At 64.4% G+C, this 23,029-nt stretch carries 22 protein-coding genes; 15 read left to right on the top strand and 7 right to left on the bottom strand.

Annotated features, from left to right (window positions below):
• The first annotated feature begins 140 nt into the window (after positions 1–140).
• Genes ABID37_RS12770 through ABID37_RS12745 form a run of 6 tightly spaced genes read left to right on the top strand, consistent with a single transcriptional unit; the run spans position 141 to position 6,598 of the window.
• Positions 141–1,310 carry an NAD(P)/FAD-dependent oxidoreductase gene (locus ABID37_RS12770; protein ID WP_354195287.1) on the top strand — a complete coding sequence of 390 codons (1,170 nt, stop codon included), beginning with the start codon at positions 141–143 and terminating at the stop codon, positions 1,308–1,310.
• Positions 1,307–3,172, top strand: coding sequence for a branched-chain amino acid ABC transporter ATP-binding protein/permease (locus ABID37_RS12765; RefSeq protein WP_354195285.1), 1,866 nt, complete (start codon positions 1,307–1,309; stop codon positions 3,170–3,172). The genes ABID37_RS12770 and ABID37_RS12765 overlap by 4 nt, the downstream gene beginning before the upstream one ends.
• A 25-nt stretch (positions 3,173–3,197) precedes the next feature.
• Complete coding sequence (locus ABID37_RS12760) at positions 3,198–4,370, top strand: ABC transporter substrate-binding protein (RefSeq protein ID WP_354195283.1); 1,173 nt, start codon at positions 3,198–3,200, stop codon at positions 4,368–4,370.
• Positions 4,371–4,374: 4 nt separating this feature from the next.
• On the top strand, positions 4,375–5,079 hold the full coding sequence (locus ABID37_RS12755; protein WP_354195281.1) for an ABC transporter ATP-binding protein: 705 nt from the start codon (positions 4,375–4,377) through the stop codon (positions 5,077–5,079).
• 3 nt (positions 5,080–5,082) lie between these two features.
• Positions 5,083–5,964, top strand: coding sequence for a branched-chain amino acid ABC transporter permease (locus ABID37_RS12750; RefSeq protein WP_354195279.1), 882 nt, complete (start codon positions 5,083–5,085; stop codon positions 5,962–5,964).
• Positions 5,965–5,971: 7 nt separating this feature from the next.
• Positions 5,972–6,598, top strand: a complete 627-nt coding sequence (locus ABID37_RS12745; RefSeq protein ID WP_354195277.1) for an FMN-binding negative transcriptional regulator — start codon at positions 5,972–5,974, stop codon at positions 6,596–6,598.
• 23 nt (positions 6,599–6,621) lie between these two features.
• On the opposite strand, the gene ABID37_RS12740 is transcribed toward ABID37_RS12745, so the two are convergent.
• The 5 genes from ABID37_RS12740 to ABID37_RS12720 all read right to left on the bottom strand — a co-directional run bounded on the left by ABID37_RS12740 (position 6,622) and on the right by ABID37_RS12720 (position 11,802).
• On the bottom strand, positions 6,622–7,743 hold the full coding sequence (locus ABID37_RS12740; RefSeq protein ID WP_354195275.1) for a GGDEF domain-containing protein: 1,122 nt from the start codon (positions 7,741–7,743) through the stop codon (positions 6,622–6,624).
• Positions 7,744–7,997: 254 nt separating this feature from the next.
• Positions 7,998–8,486 (bottom strand): GlcG/HbpS family heme-binding protein, encoded by a 489-nt coding sequence (locus ABID37_RS12735; protein ID WP_354195273.1) that lies wholly within the window; start codon positions 8,484–8,486, stop codon positions 7,998–8,000.
• Between the two features lie 86 nt (positions 8,487–8,572).
• Positions 8,573–9,181 carry a response regulator transcription factor gene (locus ABID37_RS12730; protein WP_354195271.1) on the bottom strand — a complete coding sequence of 203 codons (609 nt, stop codon included), beginning with the start codon at positions 9,179–9,181 and terminating at the stop codon, positions 8,573–8,575.
• Entirely contained in the window at positions 9,178–10,716 is a 1,539-nt protein-coding gene (locus tag ABID37_RS12725; protein ID WP_354195269.1) for a sensor histidine kinase, read from the bottom strand. The genes ABID37_RS12730 and ABID37_RS12725 overlap by 4 nt, the downstream gene beginning before the upstream one ends.
• 189 nt (positions 10,717–10,905) lie before the next feature.
• Positions 10,906–11,802: a LysR substrate-binding domain-containing protein gene (locus tag ABID37_RS12720; RefSeq protein ID WP_354195267.1), complete on the bottom strand. Its 897-nt coding sequence runs from the start codon at positions 11,800–11,802 to the stop codon at positions 10,906–10,908.
• Positions 11,803–11,965: 163 nt separating this feature from the next.
• Here ABID37_RS12720 and ABID37_RS12715 point away from each other — a divergent pair, with 163 nt between their 5' ends.
• The 6 genes from ABID37_RS12715 to speB all read left to right on the top strand — a co-directional run bounded on the left by ABID37_RS12715 (position 11,966) and on the right by speB (position 17,258).
• On the top strand, positions 11,966–12,802 hold the full coding sequence (locus ABID37_RS12715; protein WP_354195265.1) for a transporter substrate-binding domain-containing protein: 837 nt from the start codon (positions 11,966–11,968) through the stop codon (positions 12,800–12,802).
• A gap of 147 nt (positions 12,803–12,949) precedes the next feature.
• Positions 12,950–13,657, top strand: coding sequence for an ABC transporter permease (locus ABID37_RS12710; RefSeq protein ID WP_354195263.1), 708 nt, complete (start codon positions 12,950–12,952; stop codon positions 13,655–13,657).
• A gap of 1 nt (position 13,658) precedes the next feature.
• Positions 13,659–14,339 carry an ABC transporter permease gene (locus ABID37_RS12705; RefSeq protein ID WP_354195261.1) on the top strand — a complete coding sequence of 227 codons (681 nt, stop codon included), beginning with the start codon at positions 13,659–13,661 and terminating at the stop codon, positions 14,337–14,339.
• Between the two features lie 19 nt (positions 14,340–14,358).
• Entirely contained in the window at positions 14,359–15,426 is a 1,068-nt protein-coding gene (locus ABID37_RS12700) for a uroporphyrinogen decarboxylase family protein (protein WP_354195260.1), read from the top strand.
• Complete coding sequence (locus ABID37_RS12695) at positions 15,416–16,183, top strand: ABC transporter ATP-binding protein (protein WP_354195258.1); 768 nt, start codon at positions 15,416–15,418, stop codon at positions 16,181–16,183. The genes ABID37_RS12700 and ABID37_RS12695 overlap by 11 nt, the downstream gene beginning before the upstream one ends.
• A 19-nt stretch (positions 16,184–16,202) precedes the next feature.
• A complete protein-coding gene (gene speB / locus ABID37_RS12690; RefSeq protein WP_354195256.1) occupies positions 16,203–17,258 on the top strand; it encodes an agmatinase in 1,056 nt (351 codons plus the stop codon).
• Positions 17,259–17,311: 53 nt separating this feature from the next.
• On the opposite strand, the gene ftsZ is transcribed toward speB, so the two are convergent.
• Positions 17,312–18,304, bottom strand: coding sequence for a cell division protein FtsZ (ftsZ, locus tag ABID37_RS12685; RefSeq protein WP_354195254.1), 993 nt, complete (start codon positions 18,302–18,304; stop codon positions 17,312–17,314).
• A 145-nt stretch (positions 18,305–18,449) separates the two neighbouring features.
• On the bottom strand, positions 18,450–19,187 hold the full coding sequence (locus ABID37_RS12680; protein WP_354195252.1) for a DeoR/GlpR family DNA-binding transcription regulator: 738 nt from the start codon (positions 19,185–19,187) through the stop codon (positions 18,450–18,452).
• Positions 19,188–19,399: 212 nt separating this feature from the next.
• Here ABID37_RS12680 and ABID37_RS12675 point away from each other — a divergent pair, with 212 nt between their 5' ends.
• From ABID37_RS12675 to ABID37_RS12665, 3 genes are all read left to right on the top strand, one after another.
• Complete coding sequence (locus tag ABID37_RS12675) at positions 19,400–20,446, top strand: autoinducer 2 ABC transporter substrate-binding protein (RefSeq protein WP_354195250.1); 1,047 nt, start codon at positions 19,400–19,402, stop codon at positions 20,444–20,446.
• Positions 20,447–20,540: 94 nt separating this feature from the next.
• Positions 20,541–22,037 (top strand): sugar ABC transporter ATP-binding protein, encoded by a 1,497-nt coding sequence (locus ABID37_RS12670; protein ID WP_354195248.1) that lies wholly within the window; start codon positions 20,541–20,543, stop codon positions 22,035–22,037.
• Positions 22,038–22,047: 10 nt separating this feature from the next.
• Positions 22,048–23,025: an ABC transporter permease gene (locus ABID37_RS12665; protein ID WP_354195246.1), complete on the top strand. Its 978-nt coding sequence runs from the start codon at positions 22,048–22,050 to the stop codon at positions 23,023–23,025.
• Positions 23,026–23,029 lie beyond the last annotated feature (4 nt).

The following is a 23,029-nucleotide window of genomic DNA, read 5'->3' as shown; positions in this document are numbered from 1 at the left end:
CCGGAACTGGTGCAATCCCGTCCTCGTTGTAATTTTTATTTCAGAGAATTTTACAACGGTCAATAATGAAGAGATATTGACAGAATTCCAAGCCTGGTCTTAGCTGGTTGAAAACGACCCAGAACCGGGGAACGGAGGAAATGAGGAGCAATAGCGATATCATTGTCGTGGGCGCCGGCATCGTCGGCTCCAGCACGGCCTATCATCTGGCTGCGGCCGGGGCTTCGGTCACGCTGGTCGACCAGACCCATCCGGCGGGCGGGCCGACCGGCAAGTCGTCGGCGCTGCTGCATGCCTTCTATCTCATGCCGGAGCTGTCGCAGCTTTCGATACGCGGACGCGAGATTCTGGTGTCGCTGCCGGAAATCGCGGGCGAGGGGCCCTTCGTCACCGAGGTCGGAATGATGTGGGTGTGCGGCCATGACAGCGCCGCCGAATGGAGCGCGGCCGCCGAGCGCATTCGCGGCGAAGGGTCACGCATCGAAACCCTGGCCCCGGCCGATTTCGCCGGCATGGCCCCGGGCTTCGCCTCCGACGATGTGGCGCTGGGTCTGTGGGAGCCGGACTACGGCTATGCCGACGCCTTCGGCGCCACCAACGCGCTGGCCCGCGCGGCGAGGAGCAATGGCGCCCATCTCATGCAAAACAGCAGGGTCGAGCGCCTGCTGCGGCAAGGTGACCGGATCACCGGCATTAAATTCGCCGACGGTACGGTGCTGGAAGCCGGAACCGTGGTGCTGGCGGCCGGACCATGGACGCGCCGGCTTCTGGCGACCGCGGTTCTCGACCTGCCGCTTCACATCGAGCGCCATCCCATGGCCGTGCTCGACGCCGGGGGCAAGGCGCGCAAGGTGATGCCCTTTGCCTGGTGCGACGACATTTCCCGCAACTATGCCCGGCCCGACAATGAGGGTGTGGTGCTGGCGGGCACCTGGGCCGGGGGCGGTACCGGCAATCGTCATGAAGAAGCCGTGCGTCCGCGCACCGTCGACAATCCCGATCACTACATGGAAGGTGTCGACGAATCCGAATCCGTGGAGATCCTGGAAACCTTTGCCGCCCGCGTGCCGGCTATGACCGAACTGGGCATCCGCCCCGGTTATGCCGGCCTGTATGACATGAGCCCGGATGACCTGCCGGTCATCGGCGCCATGCCGGGTGTCGAGGGGCTGATCGTGTCGGCGGGCTCCTCCGGCCACGGCTTCAAGACCGGTCCCGCCGTTGGCGAGGCGGTCGCCCGGCTTGCGCTCCATGGCGACCAGCCGATCCTGAAGCCGTTCTCGCCCGCCCGTTTCGGGGCGGGTCAATGACGGCGGTGGCGATGGACGGAAGCCGGGCGCGCTCCTTCCTGCCGGCGGCGCTGCGCAATGCCGGCGCCGATACTGTGGCCATGGTGGCGTTTCTGGTGCTGGCCGCGCTTGCCGCCTATCTGTTCGGCAACGCGGCCATGCAGCGTGTCGTCACCTATGCTGCGATCATGCTGACGGCGGTGCTGGGGTTGCAGGTTTTCTCCGGCAACACCGGCATCGTCTCCTTCGGTCACGCCGCCTTCATCGGGCTCGGCGCCTATGCGACCGGCATCCTCACCATGTCGGCAGCCTTGCAGCGCTCCGCCCTGCGCGACCTGCCGCAATTCCTGGCCGGCTACGAGCTTCCGTTTCTCGCGGCACTTGCCGTGGTGGTGGGGCTGGCAATAGTGGTCGGCCTGATTACCGGGACGCCGCTGGTCAGGCTGGGCGGATCGAGCGCGGCCATCGCCACGCTGGCGCTGCTCATCATCGTCTACACCGTCCTTGTCGCCGGCCGGGAGATCACGCGCGGCAGCCAGCCTTTCTACGGCGTTCCGCGCGAGGTCGGCCTGTGGACCGCCACGGCCGTCGCGGCTGTCGCGCTTGCCGTGGCAAGATTGTTCCGCGAGACGGCGTTCGGCCTTGCCGCGCGCGCGGCCGCTGATGACGAGCGCGGCGCCGCCGCTGTCGGCGTCGATCACCGCACGGCCCGGCTGGCCGCTTGGGTGCTGAGCGCGGTCATGGCCGCCGCCGCAGGCGCGATGATGGCGCAGTTCCTCGGCGCGTTCTCGCCCAAGGACTTCTACTTCCATCTCGGCTTCACGCTGCTGGCCATGCTGATCGTCGGCGGCATGAGCACCTCGCTCGGCGCGTTTGCCGGCGTCATCGTCACCACCGTCCTGATCGAGATCGTCCGGCGTTTCGAGGGCGGCGGCGAGGTGCTCGGCTTCCAGATGCCGGTGTTGTTCGGCCTCACCGAGGGCGTGCTGGCCCTGTCCATGATCCTCGTCATCTGGCGTCGCCCGAGCGGCCTGTTTGGCCAGCGGGAACTGAACCTGCTGCGCGGCCCGCAGAACCTGCCCGAAGCCTCCACGCAGCAGGTGCAGCCGCATCCTGAAGGGGACCGCATTTCGGTCGAGAACCTGTCGCGGCGCTATGCCGGCGTGGTCGCGGTGGACAATGTGACACTGCGGTTCGACGCCGACACCATCACCGGCATCATCGGTCCGAACGGTGCGGGCAAGACGACGCTGCTCAACATGATCGCCGGCGACGTGACGCCGAGCGGCGGCACCATCTCGGTCGGCCAGCCGGCGGGTGGCCGGGGTGCCTTCCGCTTCGCCCGCGCCGGCATTGCCCGCACCTTCCAGAACATCCGCGTCTTTCCCAACATGACGGTGCTGGAGAATGTGGTGGTTGCCGCCCGCGTGGTGGAAGACAGTCTTGCCGCCGCCGAAGCCGCGGCGATGCGTGAACTTTCGCGCATGGGGCTGGAGCGGGCGGCGCACCGTCCGGCTGCCGGCCTTGCCTATGGCCAGCGCCGCCGCCTGGAGATCGCCCGCGCCCTGGCGCTGAAGCCGCGCTTCCTGCTGCTCGACGAGCCGGCGGCCGGCATGAACGCGGTCGAGACGGCGGAGCTCATCGCCATTCTTTCGGCCGTGCGCGACGAGCGGCGCATCGGCGTCATCCTGATCGAGCACGACATGCGGCTGGTGATGACGCTGTGCGAACGCATCGTCGTCGTCGACCGTGGCCGGGTCATCGCCGACGGATTGCCGGCCGACGTGCGCAACGATCCGGCCGTCGTCGCCGCCTATCTCGGCAGTCGCACCGCCCGTGCGGTGACGGCAGCCAAGACCGCCGAGACAGACCAACAACCATAAAGAACCGTCCAGAAGGAGAACCGAAATGTCATTTCCGTCCCGTCTTCGACACACCCTTTTCGGCACCGCCGCCCTCGGCCTGTTGCTTGCCGGCACGCCGGCGGCACTCGCGGAAGACATCATCATCGGCGTCGCCACCGCCCAGACGGGTGGCCTGGCGCCCTATGACCAGCCGGCTCTGGCCGGCCTGCGGATGGCCGTCGACGAGTTGAACGCCAAGGGCGGCCTTGACGGCAAGTACAAGGTCAATCTGATGATCAAGGACACGCGCTCCGACACCGCCCAGACGGCGACCGCCGCGCAGGAACTGATCGACGCCGGCGCCAAGATCCTGATCACGCCCTGCGACGCCGATCCGTCAATCTCCGCCGGACAGCTCACCCAGCCGCTCGGCATCCCGACGCTGACGCTGTGCGGCACCGCGCCGGTGCTCACCGAGGCGGTCGGCGACGTCATGTTCGGCACCTATCCGGCCGACAATGTGCAGGCGACCGCCGTGGCCGAATTCGCCATCTCGGAAGGCAAGCGCACCGTCTACCTGCTGACCTCGCCCGACACCACCTATGTCGCCAACCTGCCGGAATATTTCGGCACGGTGTTCGAGAAGAAGGGCGGCAAGATCGTCGGGCGCGGCACCTTCACTATGAACCAGCCCGACTTCTCGGCCGAGATCACCAACATCAAGGCGCTGCCCGAGCAGCCCGACCTCATCATGACGGCCGCTTACGAGCCGGATTTCCCGGCCTTCATCCAGCAGCTTCGGGCTGCCGGCGTGACCATTCCGGTCTACGGTGCCGATGGCATCGGCACCCCCACCATCAAGGCGCTCGGCAAGCTGGTCGACGGCGTGGTCTATACCGGTGCCGGCTATCCGGAGCCCGGCAGCAAGCTGGAAGCGTTCAACGAGGCCTTCACCAAATATGCGGGCCATGCGCCGGAATCGACCTATGAGGCCAATGGCTATGAGATCGGCCTGATCCTCGACGAGGCGGTGCGCGTGGCCGGTTCCGACGACCCTGCCGCGATCCGCGACGCCATCGCCGGGCTCAAGGATTTCGAGGGCGTCACCGGCAAGATCACCTATGCCGGCACCGGCCGCATGCCGCTGCGCCCCGTCGTGCTGATGCGCTACGAGGATGGCGACGCCAAGTACATCGCGACGGTGATCCCCGACGCGGCCGACGTTCCCGCGCCGTGATGCCATGCTGAACGTCGAGGGCCTCAAGATCCGGTACGGCGAGGTGGAGGCGGTCCGCCGCGTCGATCTCACTGTCGGCGAGGGCGAAATCGTCGCCCTTGTCGGGGCCAATGGCGCCGGCAAGAGCTCGACGCTCGGCGCCATTGCCGGCCTGGTGCCGGCGGCGGCCGGAAAGGTGGTGCTGGACGGCGCCGACGTCACCGGACTGGCGCCGGAGACGATCGCCCGCCGTGGCGTGGCGCTCGTGCCGGAAGGGCGGCGTATTTTCTCCAGCCTCAGTGTGGCGGAGAACCTGAGGCTCGGCGGTGCCATGCACCTGCCGGCCCCGGACATGCAGGCGCGAGAGGAAGAGATGCTTGATCTCTTCCCCATCCTGCGTCGCTATCACCAGATCAAGGGCGGCAATCTGTCGGGCGGCGAGCAGCAGATGCTGGCCATTGCCCGCGCCCTGATGTCGAAGCCGAGGCTGATCCTGCTCGACGAACCGTCGCTGGGGCTGGCGCCGCAGATCATCGATACGGTGTTCGACCTGATCGCCGACCTGCGCCGCAAGGGCCTGACCGTGCTTCTTGTCGAGCAGAACGTGGCGCTGGCGCTGGAAATCGCCGACCGCGCCACGGTGCTTTCCAATGGTGAGGTCGCGCTGGCTGGTACGGCCCGCGAACTCGCCACGTCCGACCTCGTGCGCCAAGCCTATCTCGGAGCCTGAGCCATGATCGCGCAGCAGATCATCAATGCGGTAAGCCTGGGCGGCGTCTATGCGCTTCTGGCGCTGGGTCTCGCCATCGTCTTCTCCATCGTCGGACTCATCAATTTCGCCCATGGCGAGCTGATGACGCTGGCGGGCTATTCGCTGCTGGCCGCGCTCCTGTTCGGCCTGCCGTTTCCGGCCGCCGTCCTCGTCGCCGTCTGTTGCGCGGCGCTGGCGGCCGTGGCGATGGAGCGGATCGCCTTCCGGCCGATGCGGGGGGCCAGCGTCACCAGCCTGTTGCTGACCAGTTTTGCCGTCTCCAGCCTGTTGAAGGTGGTGTTCCAGAACGGTGTCTCGGCGCGCCCGCAGGCTGTCGCCATGCCCGGCTGGATGTCGGGGGCCTTCTCGATCGGCAACTTCACCATCGGCGTGGGGCCGGCTATCTCCATCGTCGTGTCTGTCTTGGCGCTGATTGCGCTGGAATTGTTCCTGCGCCGCTCGGTGACGGGCACGGCGATGCGCGCGGCGGCGGAGGATTTCGATGTCGTGCGCTTGATGGGCATCCCGGCAAACCGCATCATCGCCACCGCCTTTCTGCTCTCCGGGTTGCTGGCCGGTCTGGCGGCGATGCTGTGGGTGGCGAGCCGTGCCTCGGTCGATCCGTTGATGGGGTTCACGCCCGTGCTCAAGGCGTTCATCGCGGCGGTCGTCGGAGGTTTGGGCAGTCTTCCCGGCGCGGTTGCCGGGGGTTTCCTGCTGGGCGTCATCGAGGTGCTGCTTCAGGCGACCCTGCCGCCCGCCCTTGCGCCCTATCGCGACGCCATCGTCCTGTCGGGTGTCATCGCTGTCCTGCTGGTCCGCCCGCAAGGCCTCATCCCGGCGGTGCGCGTCCAGAGGAGTTGAGGAGCAAGTGTACACCAAGCCCGAATTCGCGCCCTTGTCGCAGGACGAGGTGTTCGGCCTGATCGAGGCGGCCGCTTTCGCCACAGTTGTGACCTCGGGACCGCAGGGGCTCGTCGCCTCGCATCTGCCCTTTGTCCTCCACCGCGAGCGTGGGGAAAACGGCACGCTGGTCTCACATCTTGCCGCCGCCAATGCGCACAATACCCTGCTTGCCGAGGGGCGCGAAACGCTCGCCATCTTCCAGGGCCCGCACGGCTACATTTCCTCCTCCTGGTATCCGCGCCAGCCGGAACGCGACAGCGCGCCGACCTGGAATTTCGCGGTCGTGCATTGCCATGGCCGGCCGCTGCTGCTCGACCAGCGCGCGACCGCCCGCCACCTGCTGGAACTGGTCGACATTCTGGAGGCGGACCGCGCCGACCGCTGGCGTATGCGCGAACTGGGTTCCGGCGGCATGGAACGCCGCCTGCCGCACGTCGTTGGTTTCGAAATCCCGATCGCGCGGCTGGAGGCGAAATTCAAGATGGGGCAGGACGAACGGCTCTACGATACCGAAGCAGCCATCAAGGCCGTGCAGCAGGACAATCCGTCCCTGGCCGGTTTGATGAAGAAGCACAACGCCCATCGCAGTTGAGTTTGGCCGTACAGGGCTGCAAATCAGGCGGTTCTTTCTGGATCGACCACGATGCGGTTTCGCCCCGCATTCTTTGCCTGATAGAGGCATGCATCTGCCTTTTCCAACAGGTGCGTGAAGGAATGCGCATTCAGGGAGCCGTGGCTGATGCCAAAGCTGGCGGTGAGCCTGATGTCCTTTCCTTGAAAGAGCATGGGCTCGTCCTCGATTGCCTTCCGAAGCGTTTCAGCAAGCCTGGATGCATGACGGATGTTCTTGCCCGGCAACAGGATGATGAATTCCTCGCCGCCGATACGGGCGATGAGGTCATCCTTTTGAAACACCCTGCGGATCAGTTGCGCGCACCGCTTGATTGCCTGATCTCCGGCGGCGTGCCCATGATTGTCGTTCACCGCCTTGAAATGATCGATGTCCAGCAGCACGAGCGCCGCCTCTTTTGGCGCACCGGCTCTTTTGATGAGCTCGGGCAGGTCCTGAATGCTCCAGCGGTTGTACAGGCCCGTGAGGGGGTCGCGAAGTGCGGTTTCGCGCAGACTGGCGACGCTGCGTTCATAGGCCAGTGACAGCGAGAATGCCCCGCTGGCGCTGATGTGGATCGTGGCAGCGATCAGATTGAGGTCGAGAAAGATGTCGGCCGGCAGCAGGTTGTCCATGCCACGATCCAGAAAGAGGCCCTGGACAACGCGCAACAGCGATGATGCTGCAACCGCTCCATAGGCGAACACCAATCCCCACCGGGAGGGAAGTTGTTCCCGTTCCAGTATGATCGATATAATGATTGCCAGAATCTGGGCCGCTATGACGCCGTTGGTCAATCCAAAGATCAGCCCCCTGCCGAGAAGTGGGGAGAGCAGGAGCGCCAGAGCTACGAAGAGGCCCAACGCCAGAAACCATGCGGAGGATGAGTTATGCCCGAAAAAGGTTCTGACCGCGCGCCATCGCAAGCCCAGGCCGATGACCAGGAGGCAGTTCGGAAGCAGCAGTGCCTCCGGTGTTCCGTTGATGTGGCGGGCAAAGAAGACGAAGGCGGCAGCGAAGATAACGTTCGACGCGACAAGAAAGGTCCAGTAGCGACGGTCATTGTGCCCGAGTCCCGCGAAGGCAAAAGCGACGGCGAACACAATCAGCAACAGTGCATTCACCATGAACATGGTTTGCTGATCGAGACTAGTCAGAGTTCCGGTCTCCGTCGCCAAGTTGCCTGCCGAGGCTCTTCTACATGGCAAGTCTGAACAAATAGGTGCGAGAAAGCGCGCGGGACACTGCCATCGTGGATTACCCGGCTTCCATCAGGCGCAGCCGGTCCGGGCATCAAATCCTGTCATGTCCCTGGGCAACACCTCCTGAAACGAAAACGGCCCGCCGGCGGGGCGGGCCGTTTCCTTTCCATAGCAGCAGCTTATTCGGTGGCGGCGCCGATCGCCTTCAGGCCGGCAACGGCACAGCCGGCGTCGATATCGCCCGAGGGGGCGCCGCCGACGCCGATGCCGCCGACCAACGCGTTGCCGATCTTGACCGGCAGGCCGCCGGCCTGAATGACCATGCGCGCATCCATGTCGCGCAGGCCTTCATTGGCAGGCTTGGAGGAGATGAAGTCGGCGAGGCCGGCGGTATCGCGGCCCATGGCGGCGGAGGTGAAGGCCTTGCCCTGCGCGCTCGTGCCGGTGTGCGGGCCGGCATTGTCGGCTTTCAGCAGCACCTTGGTCGAGCCGTCGCGCGCCACGATGGCGACGCTGACATTGTGGCCTTCAGCGGCGCAGGCCTTCAGCGCGGTATCCGCAGCCTGGCTGGCCAGCTCGAGCGGCAGATAGGGGGCGGTCGGCAGTTCCTGCGCTGCGGCGGCGAGAGGGGAAAGCAGCGTGGCGGCGAGAACGAGGGTGCGGATCATCTTGGTTCCTTTCCAGTTGATGAAAGGAAGCTAATCCACGCGTCGTATCATCGGTATTCGTAGGCCTTGCGGCAATATCCGTAGTTCTACGGAGCCTCGCGCCCCTCAAGCCACAGCCGCGTCATCTCGGCCTGCGAGGTGGTGCCGAGCTTGGCGCCGATGGCGGCGCGATGGCTTTCCACGGTGCGTGGTGAGAGCCCCAGCCCCTCGGCGATCTGGCGGCTGGTGAAGCCCCCGGCGATGCGGCCCAGCACCTCGCTCTCGCGTGGCGTCAGCGCTGCCAGCAGCGCCAGCGTTTCCGCCTTCTCGGCGCGGCGGCTGAGCATGCGCTCCAGCGCCTCCTGGCCTTTCTGGATTGCGTCGATCAGGTCCTGCTCGTCGACCGGCTTCGACAGGAAATCGACTGCGCCGTTGCGGAACGCGCGGCGGCAGGCCTCGATGTCGCCGTGGCCGGACATAACGATGGTCGGCCAGTCGATGCCGTGTTCGACCAGCCGCTCCTGCACCTTCAGGCCGGAGATGGCCGGCATCCTGATGTCGAGTATCAGGCAGCCGGGAGCGAGTTTCGGCACCTGTGCCAGGAATACCTGCGGATCGGCGAAACCCGTGACCTTGATGTCGACCGTGGACAGGAGCAGGGCCAGCGCATGACGCACCGCCTCGTCATCGTCGACCAGATAGACGGGACGGGTCATTGCGCGGCCTCCGCCAGACTTTCGTTGCACGGCAGGACGACCCGGAAGGTGGCGCCGGGCCCGCCCTCGACCAGCGCGATTTCCCCGCCGGAGCGCTCCACCAGGCGCTGGCTCAACGCCAGACCGAGCCCCGTGCCGCCGGTGCGGGTCGTGGTGAACGGCGTGAACAGGCGTGGACGCAGTTCTCTGGATATGCCGGGGCCGTTGTCGGCAATGTCCAGCACCACCTTGTTCTCCGTCTGTTGCAGCGTCACCGCCACCACTGCCGCGCTGCCCTTCCCGGCGGTGGCATCGATGGCATTGCGAACCAGATTGAACACCACCTGTTCCATTTCCACCGGATCGGCGATCACGAGGGCGGCATGCGCCGGCAGGTCGAAGGTCAGTCGCATGCCATGTGTCGCGGCCTGTGGGCCAAGCAGGGCTTCCACGTTCCTCAAGGCGTTGCGGAGGTCGAAGGCCGATGTCGGGGCCTTCTGGGGCCGCGACCAGTTGCGAAACCGTTCCAGAATGGCGGAAGCCCGGCGTGCCTGCGTCACCGTATCGCCGAGAACCGGCGCCAGAGTCGCCATGTCGCCCCGGCCCAACATCCGCTGCCCGGCCTGCGCCTGCGCGAGAATGGCGGTGAGCGGTTGCGTCAGCTCATGCGCGAGGCCGCTGGCCATCTCGCCCAGCGCATTGACGCGCGAGGCATGGGCAAGGCGCGAATCCAGCGCGCTCAGCCGCGCCTGCTCCATCGCCCGACGCGTCCGCGCCCGCTGGCGCAGGATAGCCAGGGCGGCGAGATAGATCAGGCAGACGGCGAGAAGCGCCGAACCGGTTTTCACCGGAGGAAAGAGGTCGGCAAGGCCGATCCGCATCCCGGTTTCCAGAAGAAGCGGCTGGGAGGCGCTGCCGATCGCCTTGGAGAACCGGATCGTCTGCGGCGCCCCGCGATAGCCGACGAGCGCGTGGCCATCCGGCAGGGACAGGCCGAGCGTGACGCCGGGCCGCGCCCAGAACGGACCGCCTTCGCCGAGCAGCTTTTCGGCATCGATGCCGAGCATCAGCCCGTAGCGCGCCGCGTCCGAATTGGGGCTGCGCTTGACCATGATGTAGCGGTGCGGCTTGCCGGGATGCGGCATGAGGGCGATGCGCCCGTCCGACGCCCGCGCGGCCGAGCGGACGAGGTCCGCTGTTGCGGGGGCGAGGGCTTCGGTGCCAACCGTCTCGCCCGGCGGTTCGAGCGGCACGAGCTGCACCTCGTCGATGCGCGGGTAGAAGCGCGAGATCGTCGCGGAGACGTCGAGAAAAAGGTCGTGCCGCGCGCCGTCGGCGGCCACTGCGATCGCCGACAGGGCCGTCATGTGCGCGTCGTGCTGGTCGGCGCGCTGCGAAACCAGCCGGTGCAGGACGCTGCTTTCCTCCTCCAGTTCGGCGATCAGCGCATGGCGCTGGAAGATCGCCAGCGCGGCGGTCGCGACGAGCAGCAGGAGGCAGCCGATGGCGACAAGCCTGGGCGTGCTTTCAAGGATGGAACGGCGGCTGCTTGTCATGAGTGCATTCTTGCAGTTTACGCACGCGACTGAAATCCATCCTGTCGCTTTCGTCGCTGCACCGTTTTCTTCTACCGCATGTGGTGTGGCCCTGGTGACAACCACAGCCTGCACCGAGACACCCGGAGATACAGGATTTGTCTTTCCCCGACACGATTGATTGCAGCGGAGCAGGGGGTGGCGTCATCGTCAGTCCACCGGCACCTGTTGTGCAAATTTGTTCCGAAACCAGCCAACCGTTGCGGCTGCGCCGGCTTTATGGACGATATCGTCACGAGTGATGATAAAAAGTGAGTTCGACGTCCTGACCGATTGCCGGAAGGGGCGCACCAGTTGCCCCTGCTGCAAATAGTGGGCGGAGCTGATGCTGCCGCAGAGTGCCACGCCAAACCCGTATCGGCAGGCTTCGGTGGTATTGAGGGCGTTGCCCAGATAGTGCCGCTGGTCCGAAAGGTCGTCCGTCATGCCTATGCTCCCCAGCCAGGAGTCCCATTCATAGCCGTCGTCGGCGCATAGAATGGGAAACTGGCGCAGGTCGGCCGGTGTTTCGAGGGTCTTGCCCGTTTCCAGCAATTGCGGACTGCAGACGGGAAACAGATAGATGTCGGACAGGAGCTCCACTGTGCGGCCCGGCCATGCGCCATTGCCGTAGCGGATGCAGATGTCGACGTCGCGGGACTGGATTTCCCGATCGTCGTTGGACGGAATGACCCGCAGCCGCAGATCTGGATACTGCTTGTGGAACCCGGCAAGCTGGTGGGTCAGCCAGTGGCCGGCAAAGCCCGGCGGAGCGCTGAGAATGACCTCGCCCTTTATCATGTCGCCCTGGCGCAGGATTTGCGGGATCTCTTCCAGCGATTTAAGCCCGCGCCGTGCGATCTCGTAGATCGCCATGCCCTCCATCGTAAGTTCGATGCGATTGCCGTGGCGAATGAAAAGCATCACCCCGAGACTGGTCTCGAGAATACGAATCTGCTGACTGATCGCGCCATGCGTGACATGCAGTTCCTTGCCCGCGAGCGTGAAGGAGCCGAGGCGGGCCGCGGTCTCGAACGCGCGCAGGGCATTCAGCGGAGGAAGGCGCATGGGTCACTCCTGCGGGACATCGATGGGGAGCGTGCGCTGTACCTGTTAGGATTTCTAACGGAATAAGTAAAGATATTATCGATTGTGTTAATATCCCTCTTTCCGTGATAGTTCGCCGGAACTGGTGGCTGCGCCCGTCGGTGCGCGCAAGGTGGAGGAGCCCATGAAGACCAAGTTGACGTTCGTCGGTGCCGCGTTCGTGCTCGCGGCGACCACAGGCATCGCACAGGCGGATCCGATCCGCATCGGCACCGAGGGTGCATATCGCCCCTGGAATTTCGTCAACGAGAAGGGCGAGCTCGACGGGTTCGAGATCGAGCTTGCCAAGAATCTCTGTCAGCGGCTGAACAGCGAATGCACGTTCATCCAGAACAGCTGGGATGGGCTGCTGCCGGGCCTCGACGCCGGACGCTACGACGTCCTGTTTTCAGGCTTCGCCATGACGGCGAGCCGCACCGAGACCGCCGGCATGGCCGGGCCCTATGCGATACTGGCAATGACTTTCTACACCGTCGCCGACAGCCCGCTGGCGAGCGCCGATGCCGAAGGCGTCGTGTCCTTCGACCGCGACCCCAAGGCCGCCGAGGAGGCCATCCAGAAAATGCGCACCCTTTTGACGGGGCATACGGTCGGCGTCTCCGCATCCGGTCTCAGCGCACGGTTCGTGGAGAGCTATTTCGATGGTTCCGCCGATCTGAAGCGCTATCGCCGGCTGGACGAGATCGACATCGATGTCAGTTCGGGGCGTGTGGCTGCGGGACTGACGCAGCTTTCCTACGCAACCGACATGATCGCGCGCACGAAGGACGTCTCCTACAAATTGATCGGCCCCGCCTTTGAAGGCGGCATGCTCGGCCAGGGCGTGGGCGCCCTGGTCGCGAAAGGCAACAGTGATCTGCAGCAGAAGTTCCAGACCGTGATCGACGAGGCCATCAAGGACGGCACGATCCGCGAACTCAGCGAGAAGTGGTTCAGTTCGGACATGACACCGGTCCGCTAGGGCCCTGATGTCCCGCGGGAGAGGGGCCATCCTCTCCCGTCGCAATCCGGCATCGCCCAATGTGGCGGCTGTGGGAGGCGGCTTCGTCGCCCAGGTGAATAACCCATCCGCGCAAGGTCCGAGGACCTGTGGCGCGAGAGGAACATCATGGATTTCTCGCCTTTATGGGAAGGTGTCTGGGGCGGCCTGATGCTGCGGGCCGCGGCGATGACGCTGATCGTTGCGTTCCTGGCTTTCCTGCTTGGCCAGGTCATCGGCCTCGGCCTGACGCTGGCGCGCCTCTCCGGCGTGGGCCTGCTTGCCCGTGCCGCCGAGACCTACACGATGGTGGTTCGCGGCGTGCCGGAACTGCTGATTATCTACCTGATCTTCTTTGGCGGAAGTTCCACGCTCGGCTGGTTCGCAAGCTGGTTCGGCCATCAGGGCTACATCGAGGTAAGTCCGCTCCTGACCGGGGTGGTCGCGATCGGCATGATCTGCGGCGCCTATTCGAGCGAGGTGATCCGCGGCGCCATCCTGGCGGTGCCGGTCGGTCAGGTGGAGGCCGCGATTTCCTTCGGCATGTCGAGGCTGCTGCGCGCGCGGCGGATCGTTGGACCGCAGGCCCTTCGTTATGCGCTGCCGGGACTCGGCAACATCTGGCTGACGACGATCAAGGAGACCTCCCTGATTTCCGTCGTCGGCCTGGTCGAGATCATGCGCCAGGCAACGGTCGCGGGCGCTTCGCTGCGGCAGCCGTTCACCTTCTACATCGTCGCCGCCGCGATCTATATGGTGCTTACCGGCGGGTCGGTGCTGATAATCGGCAGGGCCGAGCGCCGTTTCGGGCGCGGCAGCATGGCAGCGGGGGCATAACATGGAATTCTATACCTATGTCCTCGTGGAACTGGCCAAGGGATTGCCCCTGACGCTGCAGATCGTGGGATTCAGCCTGGTCTGCAGCTTCGCCCTCGGCCTGTGTCTCGCGCTCGCCCATCACTACGGCCCGGTCTGGGCGCAGATGCTTGTGCGCGGCTATCTGGCGATATTCCGGGGCCTGCCCCTGCTCATCCAGATCTACGTGATCTATTTCGGCCTTGCCCAATTCGCCGTCGTGCGCGGCAGCATCCTGTGGCCGATCCTGCGCGAGCCTTTCTGGTGCGCGGTGATTGCGATCTCGGCATGCGCCGGGGCCTATGCATCGGAGATTTTCAGGGGCGGTCTCCTGTCGGTCTCGTCCAAGGACATCGATGCCGCGCGCGCATTCGGCATGTCGAGACTGCTTATGCTGCGCCGGATCGTACTGCCGCTGACCTTGCACCAGGCATTGCCGGCCTATGGTAACGAGATCATCTACCTTGTGAAGATGAGCGCCGTCGCCTCGATCATCACCTTGCCGGAGGTGACGGCCCGCGCCTTCACCATCGTCACCGAAACCTTCCGCGTGTTCGAGGTCCTCGCTATTGCGGGGGCGATCTATCTCGCGATCAACTTTATTGCCGCGTTTGCGGTGCGCTGTGTGGAGAAGGCACTCGAGCCGTCTCCGCCGCGGAACTGACACCAATCGGGAGTTCCTCATGAGCGGTAGACTTGGGCCCCTGGCGGGGCGGGCGAAGCTCGACCATTGGCAGCGCCTGGCGGGCGCCATGTCCGGTGGGCCGATCGATCGCCTGCCGGTCAGCCTCTGGCGGCATTTTCCCGTAGAGGACGAAACGGCCGCGGGGCTGGCCGAGGCCAATGTCCGCTGGCAGCGCCGCTTCCAGTTCGACCTTGTCAAGTTCATGCCCACCGGCACCTTCAGCGTCGAGGACTGGGGTGTCAGGACAGACTATGTGCCATCGGTTTTCGGCACCCGCAGGGTGCTGGCGCTGGGGGCCGAGAAGATCGCGGACTGGGAAAGGCTCAGGCCGCTCGATCCCGGGGCAGGCTGCCTGGGGGTGCAGGTCGAAGGCCTGGCGCGGACGGTGACGGCGCTGGATGGCGAGGCGCCGGTTCTGCTGACCGCTTTCAGCCCGCTCACCACCGCTCTCAAGCTTGCCGGCAGAGACGGGTTGCACGCCGTCATGCGCGAGGCCCCGGATGTTCTCGAAGCCGCGCTTGAAGTGATAACCGAAACGACGATCCGCTTTATCGAGGCTTCGGTGCAAGGCGGTGCACATGGCCTGTTTCTGGCGACGCAATGCGCCGATGCCGCAATCATGTCGCGTGACGACTACACGCGTTTCGGGATACCGTTCGACCTGAAGATCCTGGGATCGGCCGCCGCGCAACTTCCCTTTCGCATGCTGCACATTCATGGTGAAGCGGCCTATTTCGACATGCTGGCAAGCTATCCGGTCAATATGCTGAACTGGCATGACCGCATGGCGTCACCCCCGCTCGCGGTGGGACGTTCGCTGTTTCCCGGCCTTGTCGCGGGGGGGCTCAACGAGGAAGGGCCTGTCTCCGGCAGCGATGTCGCGGCCTCGCGGCGGCACCTTCGGGAAGCGCTGGGCAGCCGATTGGCCCCGCGCACGATGATCGCGCCCGGTTGCTCGCTGACGATGACGACGACGGACGAGATGATCGATGCGCTGATCGACGAAATCGCGTGTCACGGTATGGCGCAGGAAGGATCGCGGGAGGAGGTTGCCGATGAACAATGAAATGCCTGTGGTCCGGGTCGAGGGGCTGGAGAAGAGCTTTGGCGCGCTTAAGGTTCTGAAGGGAATATCGCTGGAGGCGCGGCAGGGGGACGTGATTTCCATCCTGGGACGCTCGGGATCGGGAAAGAGCACGTTCCTGCGCTGCCTCAACCTTCTGGAGAGGCCTGACACGGGGGCCATATCGATCGCCGGTCATGAGGCCGCATTCCCGGAGAAGCCGGGGAGCGGGAAGCTGTCGCACCGGGCGATGGAGCGGCTGCGTGCCTCGACCGGCATGGTCTTTCAGAGTTTCAACCTCTGGAGCCACAAGACGGCACTGGAGAACATCATCGAGGCGCCGGTCCACGTCCTCGGGCGCCCGAAGGCCGAGTGCGTCGAGGAAGCACGGCGGTTGCTGGCCCGGGTCGGACTGGCGGATCGGGCCGACTACTATCCGATGCATCTTTCCGGCGGGCAACAGCAGCGTGTTGCGATTGCCCGCGCCCTGGCGATGCGTCCGAAGGTGATGCTCTTCGACGAGCCGACATCGGCACTCGATCCGGAACTCGTCGGCGAGGTGCTTCAGGTCATGCGGGGGCTGGCGCAGGAGGGGATGACGATGCTGGTGGTCACGCATGAAATCGCGTTCGCGCGCGATGTTTCCACTCGCATCGTCTTCTTCAGCGAGGGGCAGGTCGAGGTGGATGGCTCGCCGCACGAGGTTTTCTCCGCACCGCCCAGCGAAAGTTTCCGCAAGTTCCTCTCCAACCATGCATGAGAAAAACTGGAAGTCCGATATGACCTGGAATGCCGAAAAGCTCGACGAACTGCGAACGCTCTTTTCCGACAAGGATGGCGGCACGATGCACGATCCGGAGTTTGCCCGGATCGCCGGCCATATCTTTCGTGACGGTGGCCGCAGGCAGTTTCCCTATGCCGGGCATCCGACGCTGCTGGACGCGCCGGCCATGGTGCTGGGTTCGTCCGATGACGATCTGGCGAAGCTTCAGGTGGCGCTCTATGGCATGCCGATGGATCTCGGCGTCACCAATCGCGGCGGGGCGCGGTTCGGCCCAAGGGCCTTGCGTGGCATAGAGCGGACGGGACCCTATAACGATGTGCTGCATTGCGCCCCTGTGCATGAGATGCGCGTGGCCGATATCGGCGATGTTCCCTTCAAGAGCCGCTTCGACCTTGCGACCAGCCATTCCGATATCGAAGCCTTCGTGGGGTGCCTCGTCGAGGCGGGTGTGATGCCGCTTGGCGTCGGCGGCGACCATTCAGTCTCCCATCCGGTCCTGCGCGCTATCGGCGCCCGCCGCGCGGTCGGCATGATCCATATCGATGCCCATTGCGACACCGGTGGCCCGTATGAGGGCGAGAAGTTTCACCACGGCGGCCCTTTTCGCAATGCGGTCCTGGACGGTGTCCTCGATCCGACACGCACCATCCAGATCGGCATACGTGGCTCGGCGGCCTACATCTGGGAGTTCTCCCGCATGTCTGGAATGACGGTGATCGAAGCGCACCGCATTGGCGAACTGGGGATTCCCGCGATCGTGGAAATGGCGCGAAAGGTCGTGGGGGACGGCCCGACCTACCTGTCGTTCGATATCGACAGCCTCGATCCGGCCTTCGCGCCGGGTACAGGCACGCCGGAGGCCGGAGGGTTCACGATGCGTGAAGCCCTGGCGCTGGTGCGGGGGTTCAAGGGCGTGAATTTCGTTGGCGGTGACGTGGTGGAAGTCGCGCCCGCCTACGATCCCACAACCAACACCGCTCAAAACGGGTCGCAAATACTCTTCGAGCTTCTCAGCCTGATGCAGTTCAGCCCTTCCTTGCCCGCCCGATAGCGTGATCCGCCCGGCGCGGGGGAGGGGTGGGGCGGCATCGCGCCGCCCTATCCTCAGGCGGTCCCGTGTTCCAGTTCGATCACCCGGGTGCTCTGCCGCAGGCCCGTCGCAACGACCGATACCCTGAACCTGCCTTCCAGGGCCTGGTCGAATATGGCGCCGACGATGATGTCGGCGTCGGCGTCGACTTCCTCGCGGATGCGGGTTGCCGCCTCGTCGACCTCGAAAAGCGTCATGTCCGGCCCGCCGGAGATCGAGACCAGCACACCCCGGGCACCGCCCATCGACACCTCGTCGAGAAGCGGGTTTGCAATGGCCGCTTCCGCCGCCGCCTTTGCCCGGCCCTGTCCCGAGGCCTCGCCCGTTCCCATCATCGCCCGGCCCATGTCGCGCATCACCGACCGCACGTCGGCGAAGTCGAGATTGATAAGCCCCTCCTTCACGATCAGGTCGGTGATGCAGCCGACGCCCGCATAGAGGACCCGGTCGGCCAGGGAGAAGGCGTCAACGAAGGTCGTCTTGGCATCGGCGATCCTGAAGAGGTTCTGGTTCGGGATGACGATCACCGTATCGGCGCATTCGCGAAGCCGCTCGATTCCCGCCTCCGCCGCTTGCATGCGGCGGCTGCCCTCGAAGGCAAACGGCTTGGTGACGACGGCCACGGTCAGGATGCCTGCCTGTCGGGCGGCCTGTGCGATCACGGGTGAGGCGCCTGTTCCTGTCCCGCCCCCCATGCCGGCGGTCACGAAACACATATGGGTTCCGGCAAGATGATCCATGATCTCGTCGATCGACTCCTGCGCGGCCGCATTGCCCACCTCGGGCACGGAACCGGCTCCCAGCCCTTCCGTGACACCGGCGCCCAACTGGATCAGGCGCGATGCCTTCGACGCGGCAAGAGCCTGGGCATCCGTATTGGCGACGAGGAATTCCGCGCCCTGCAACCCGGCCGTGATCATGTTATTGACGGCATTCCCACCGCCACCGCCCACGCCGATCACGGTGATCCTGGGCTTCATCTCGATAATTTCGGGTTTGGCGTTCATTGCTGTTTTCCTTGCAGGCGCTCTTCATGCCGGTATTCGGCCGGGGCAATGGAGCTACGAATCAGAGCAACACCCGCCTTGGAGAGGGAAGCAGACCGGGACTTCGCTCGCAAGTGTTGCCTTCGATCCGGGCGGGCCGGGCCGGCTAGGGTGCCGCCGAAGGCGATGGGCCGTGGCCGGGTTTTCCGATCCAGGCGTCGAATTCGTTCACCTGGGCGAAGGTTGCCGGACGAAGCTTGCCCCATTTGGAAGTATCGGCGACCAGGAAGCGCCTCTGCGAGCGGGCAATCGCCGCCCGCTTCACCGCCACTTCATGGAAATGGAAACAGGTGACGCCTTCTGTCTCGTGCACGCCCGCGGCCGAGAAAAAGCCCTTGGTGATGTTGATCTCCTGCAGCATCTTCAACGCCGTTTCCGAACTGAAACTGCCGCTTTCGGCATGATAGATGCCGGCGAGCAGGATGAGGTTCACCCCCTCGATGCGCGCCACGATCTCGGCGATGTTGAGCGCCTGCGTCACAACGGTGATATTGGCGTTCTGTGGAATGCGCGAGGCGAGATGCGGCAGGGTGGAGCCGCAATCGATGAAGATCGTGTCTTCGGGCGCGATCAACTCAGCCGCCTGCAACGCCACCTCGATCTTGGCCTGGGTGTTCGTGCCCTGCGCGTGCGAAAGCGAGTAGCGCTCGCCATTGTCGCTGGCGAACATGAGATAGCCGCCAAGGCGCAGAATGCCGCTGTCGTTGTCGCTCAGATCGCGCCGGATGGTGATCTCGGAGGTTTCGAGCTGTTTTGCGGCATCGGCAATGTGGACGATGGCTCCCGATGCGCACATCTTTCGGAGCGCCTGAATGCGTGCTGCCCGTCCGGATGGTCTTGCCACGTTTTTCTCCAAGGCCTGATGGGTTCGTGATGCTTCCTAGCGAAAACCGCTTTTCCCCAAAACCGCTATTTGCAGAGGCTTGCAGGTTTTGATCAAACATGATCATATTGAAGTGAATTGATCAATATGCTCGCGATATTGAGTAGATTCAATCAACATCCAATCTCCCGCCCGCCCGGGGCGGCGCGGCTGTACAGAGGAGGAAAATATCGATGAAAGCTTTGCTGACGGCAGCTTCCGTGGCTCTGTCCCTGTTGGCATCGTCCGCGCTGGCGGACCAGATCGTCGACACGTCCAAGCTCAATCAGGATCTGATAACGACGAAGGACGACAAGAAGTACACCATCGCCACTGTAGTGAAGGTGGACGGCATCGCCTGGTTCGACCGCATGCGCGACGGCGTCGAGCAGTTCAAAAGCGACACCGGACATGATGTTTGGATGGTCGGCCCGAGCCAGGCGGATGCTGCCGCGCAGGTCCAGCTCATCGAAAACCTGATCGCCCAGGGCGTCGACGCGATTACCGTCGTGCCGTTCTCGGTCGAGGCCGTCGAGCCGGTGCTGAAGAAGGCGCGCGACCGCGGCATCGTGGTGATCTCGCATGAAGCCTCGAACCTCACCAACACCGACTACGATCTCGAAGCCTTCGACAACCTCGCTTATGGCGCCAACCTGATGAAGGAACTCGGCAAGTACACCGGCGGCAAGGGTAAGTATGTCACCACCGTCGGCTCCCTGACGTCCAAGAGCCAGATGGAATGGATCGACGGTGCGGTCGCTTATCAGAAGGAGCATTTCCCGGACATGGAAATGGTCGGCGACCGGCTCGAGACCTATGACGATGCCGCCACCGACTACACCAAGCTGAAGGAGGCGATGACCGCCTATCCCGACATCACCGGCATTCTCGGCGCCCCGATGCCCACCTCGGCCGGCGCCGGCCGGCTGATTGCCGAGGGCGGTCTCAAGGACAAGGTGTTCTTCTCGGGCACCGGCCTGCCTTCGGTGGCCGGCGAATATCTCGCCAATGGCGACATCCAGTACATCCAGTTCTGGGACCCGGCCGTGGCCGGCTATGCCATGAACATGCTGGCCGTGGCCGCTCTCGAGGGCAAGGGCGACCAGATCAAGGCTGGCCTCAACCTCGGTCTTGCCGGCTATGAATCGCTGACCGCTCCGGAGGCGGATCGCCCGAACCTGCTGTATGGAGCGGGCTGGGTCGGCGTCACGTCCGAGAACATGGATCAGTACGACTTCTGATCATGTCCTGCATTCCGGCGTCGGCGCCCTGCCGACGCCGGAATGCACATCGCCCCCAAAGGCGAGGGTTCCCTTCCAGACTGCCGGAAAAACCATGTCCGAGTATCTGATCGAGCTGAAGAACATCAGCAAGCGCTTCGGTGGCGTGCGCGCTCTGGATGACGTGTCCATCGCCATCCGGCCAGGCGAGATTCACTGTCTGGCCGGCGAGAACGGCTCGGGCAAGTCCACCATCATCAAGGTGATGTCGGGCATCTACACGCCCGAGGAAGGCGAGATCCTGGTCGACGGCAGCCCGGTCGGCCGGCTGGATCCCATTCAGGCCGTGCACAAGGGCGTGCAGGTCATCTATCAGGACTTTTCCCTGTTCGGGAACCTGACGGTGGCGGAGAACCTCGTCCTCAACACCTATCTGCTGGAAGGCGCCAGGCGGATGGACTGGCCCCGCGCCCGCAAGATGGCGCGCGAGGTTCTGGCCCGTCTCGACGTGAAGATCGATATCGATGCCGATGTCGAAAGCCTGCCCGCATCGGGAAAGCAGATCGTCGCCATCGCCCGCGCGATTCTTGCGGAAGCGCGGCTGATCGTCATGGACGAGCCGACGACGGCGCTCACCCGCCATGAGGTGGATGCACTGTTCGCCATCGTTCGCGACCTGAAGGCGCAGGGCATCGCCATCCTGTTCGTCAGCCACAAGATGCGCGAAATGCTGGAGATTTCCGAGAGGCTGACCGTCTTCCGCAATGGCAGGAAGGTGGCCGAAGGCGCGATGCGCGACTTCGACGAGCCCGCCATTACCCGCGCCATGACCGGACTGGAGCTCGAGGACGAGCTCTATGCGCCCAAAATCGATGCGGCCGCGACCCCTGCGCTGGAAGTCGAGGATTTGCGTGTTCCGGGCATCGTCAACGGCGTCAGCCTCGAATTGCGGCCCGGCGAGATCGTCGGTATTTCCGGCCTGATCGGCTCGGGCCGGACCGAACTGGCGCGCGCGCTGTTCGGTATGGAAAACGCGACCGCGAAGACATTTCGGGTTTCGGGCAAGGATGTCTTCCCGCGCTCTGTTCAGGAGGCGATCGACCTCGGCATCGCCTATGTGCCGGAGGACAGGCTGAGCGAAGGCCTGTTCCTGACGCAAAGCATCGAGCGCAACATGGTGGTCAGCATATTGGAGCGGCTGCGGCGCGGCCTGTTCCTCGACCGGGCGGCGATGCGCGACAAGACCGAGCAGATGTTTCGCGACATGCAGATCGCCGCGCCTTCGCCCGAGACGGCGGTGGGCAATCTTTCCGGCGGCAACGCGCAGCGCGTGATGCTGGGACGCTGGCTGCTGACAGGCGCGAAGATCCTGCTCCTCAACGGCCCCACCGTGGGTGTCGATGTCGGCTCCAAGGCCAAGATCCATCGCATCATCCGCGACCTTGCCGAAAAGGAGGGACTGGCCGTTCTGATGATTTCGGACGATGTGCCGGAGCTGACCGGCAACTGCAACCGCATCCACGTCATGCATGAGGGGCGCTTCGTGGCCGGGTTCCACGGTGCGGACATGACCGAGGACAACATCAACGACAGCCTGAAGGCGCTGAGGTGAGACGGCGAAGATGAGGAGCTTGCAATCGACGGAAGTCGTGATCGCCGCCGTGCTCGTGGCGGTCATGGTGCTGATCGGCCTGATCAATCCCGCCTTCTGGGGGGTCGACAACCTGTTCAGCCTGGCCAAGGCCAATATTGTCATCGGCATCATGGCGCTGGGCGTTCTGCTGATCATGATTTCGGGCGGCATCGACGTGTCGTTCCCGGCCATCTCGGCCGCCGCGCTCTACATCACCGTGCGCGCCATGGTGGCGCTGGACTACGACGGCGTTCTTCTGCCCTTCATCGCGGCCTCGGTCATCGGCGTGCTGCTTGGCGCCTTCAACGCCTTCATCATCGAGCGCTTCAGGATGATCCCGCTGATCGTGACGCTCGGCACGGCCTCGATCGTGCGCGGGCTGGTGCTTGGCCTGCTCGGCACCTCGATCGTCAACATCAACAAGATGCCGAAGGAGCTGATCGCCTTCGGCAAGCAGGATCTCGTCACCGTCACCGCCCAGAACGGGGCGACCGTCGGCCTTACCGCCATGGTGCTGGTCTATCTCGGGGTAGCGGTGGTCATGCACATCGTGCTGCGCCACACCATGATGGGCCGCTCGGTCTACGCCTATGGCGGCGATCCGGAATCGGCGCGCCGTGCCGGCGTGAACACGCGCCGCACCATCTTCTTCGTCTATTGCACGGCGGGCCTTCTGGCGGGTTTTGCCGGGCTGCTGCATTCCTCGATGATCTGGCAGGCCAATCCGCGCGACTTCATCGGACTGGAACTCGACGTGATCGCGGCCGTGGTGCTTGGCGGGGCTTCGATCTTCGGCGGACGCGGATCGGTGCTGGGCACGATGATCGGTGTGTTCACGCTCGTCATGGTCAAGAATTCGCTCATCCTGATGAAGGTCGACACCACATGGCAGCGTGTCGTCGTCGGCGTCATCATCATCGCCGCCACCGCGATCACCGCCTGGCGTGACCGCAAGAAACTGGTTTGAGCGG

Origin of the sequence: Aquamicrobium terrae (assembly GCF_040545735.1) — a bacterium.
Taxonomy (GTDB): Bacteria; Pseudomonadota; Alphaproteobacteria; order Rhizobiales; family Rhizobiaceae; genus Mesorhizobium; species Mesorhizobium terrae_A.
This window is presented reverse-complemented; position numbering and strand designations above follow the sequence as displayed.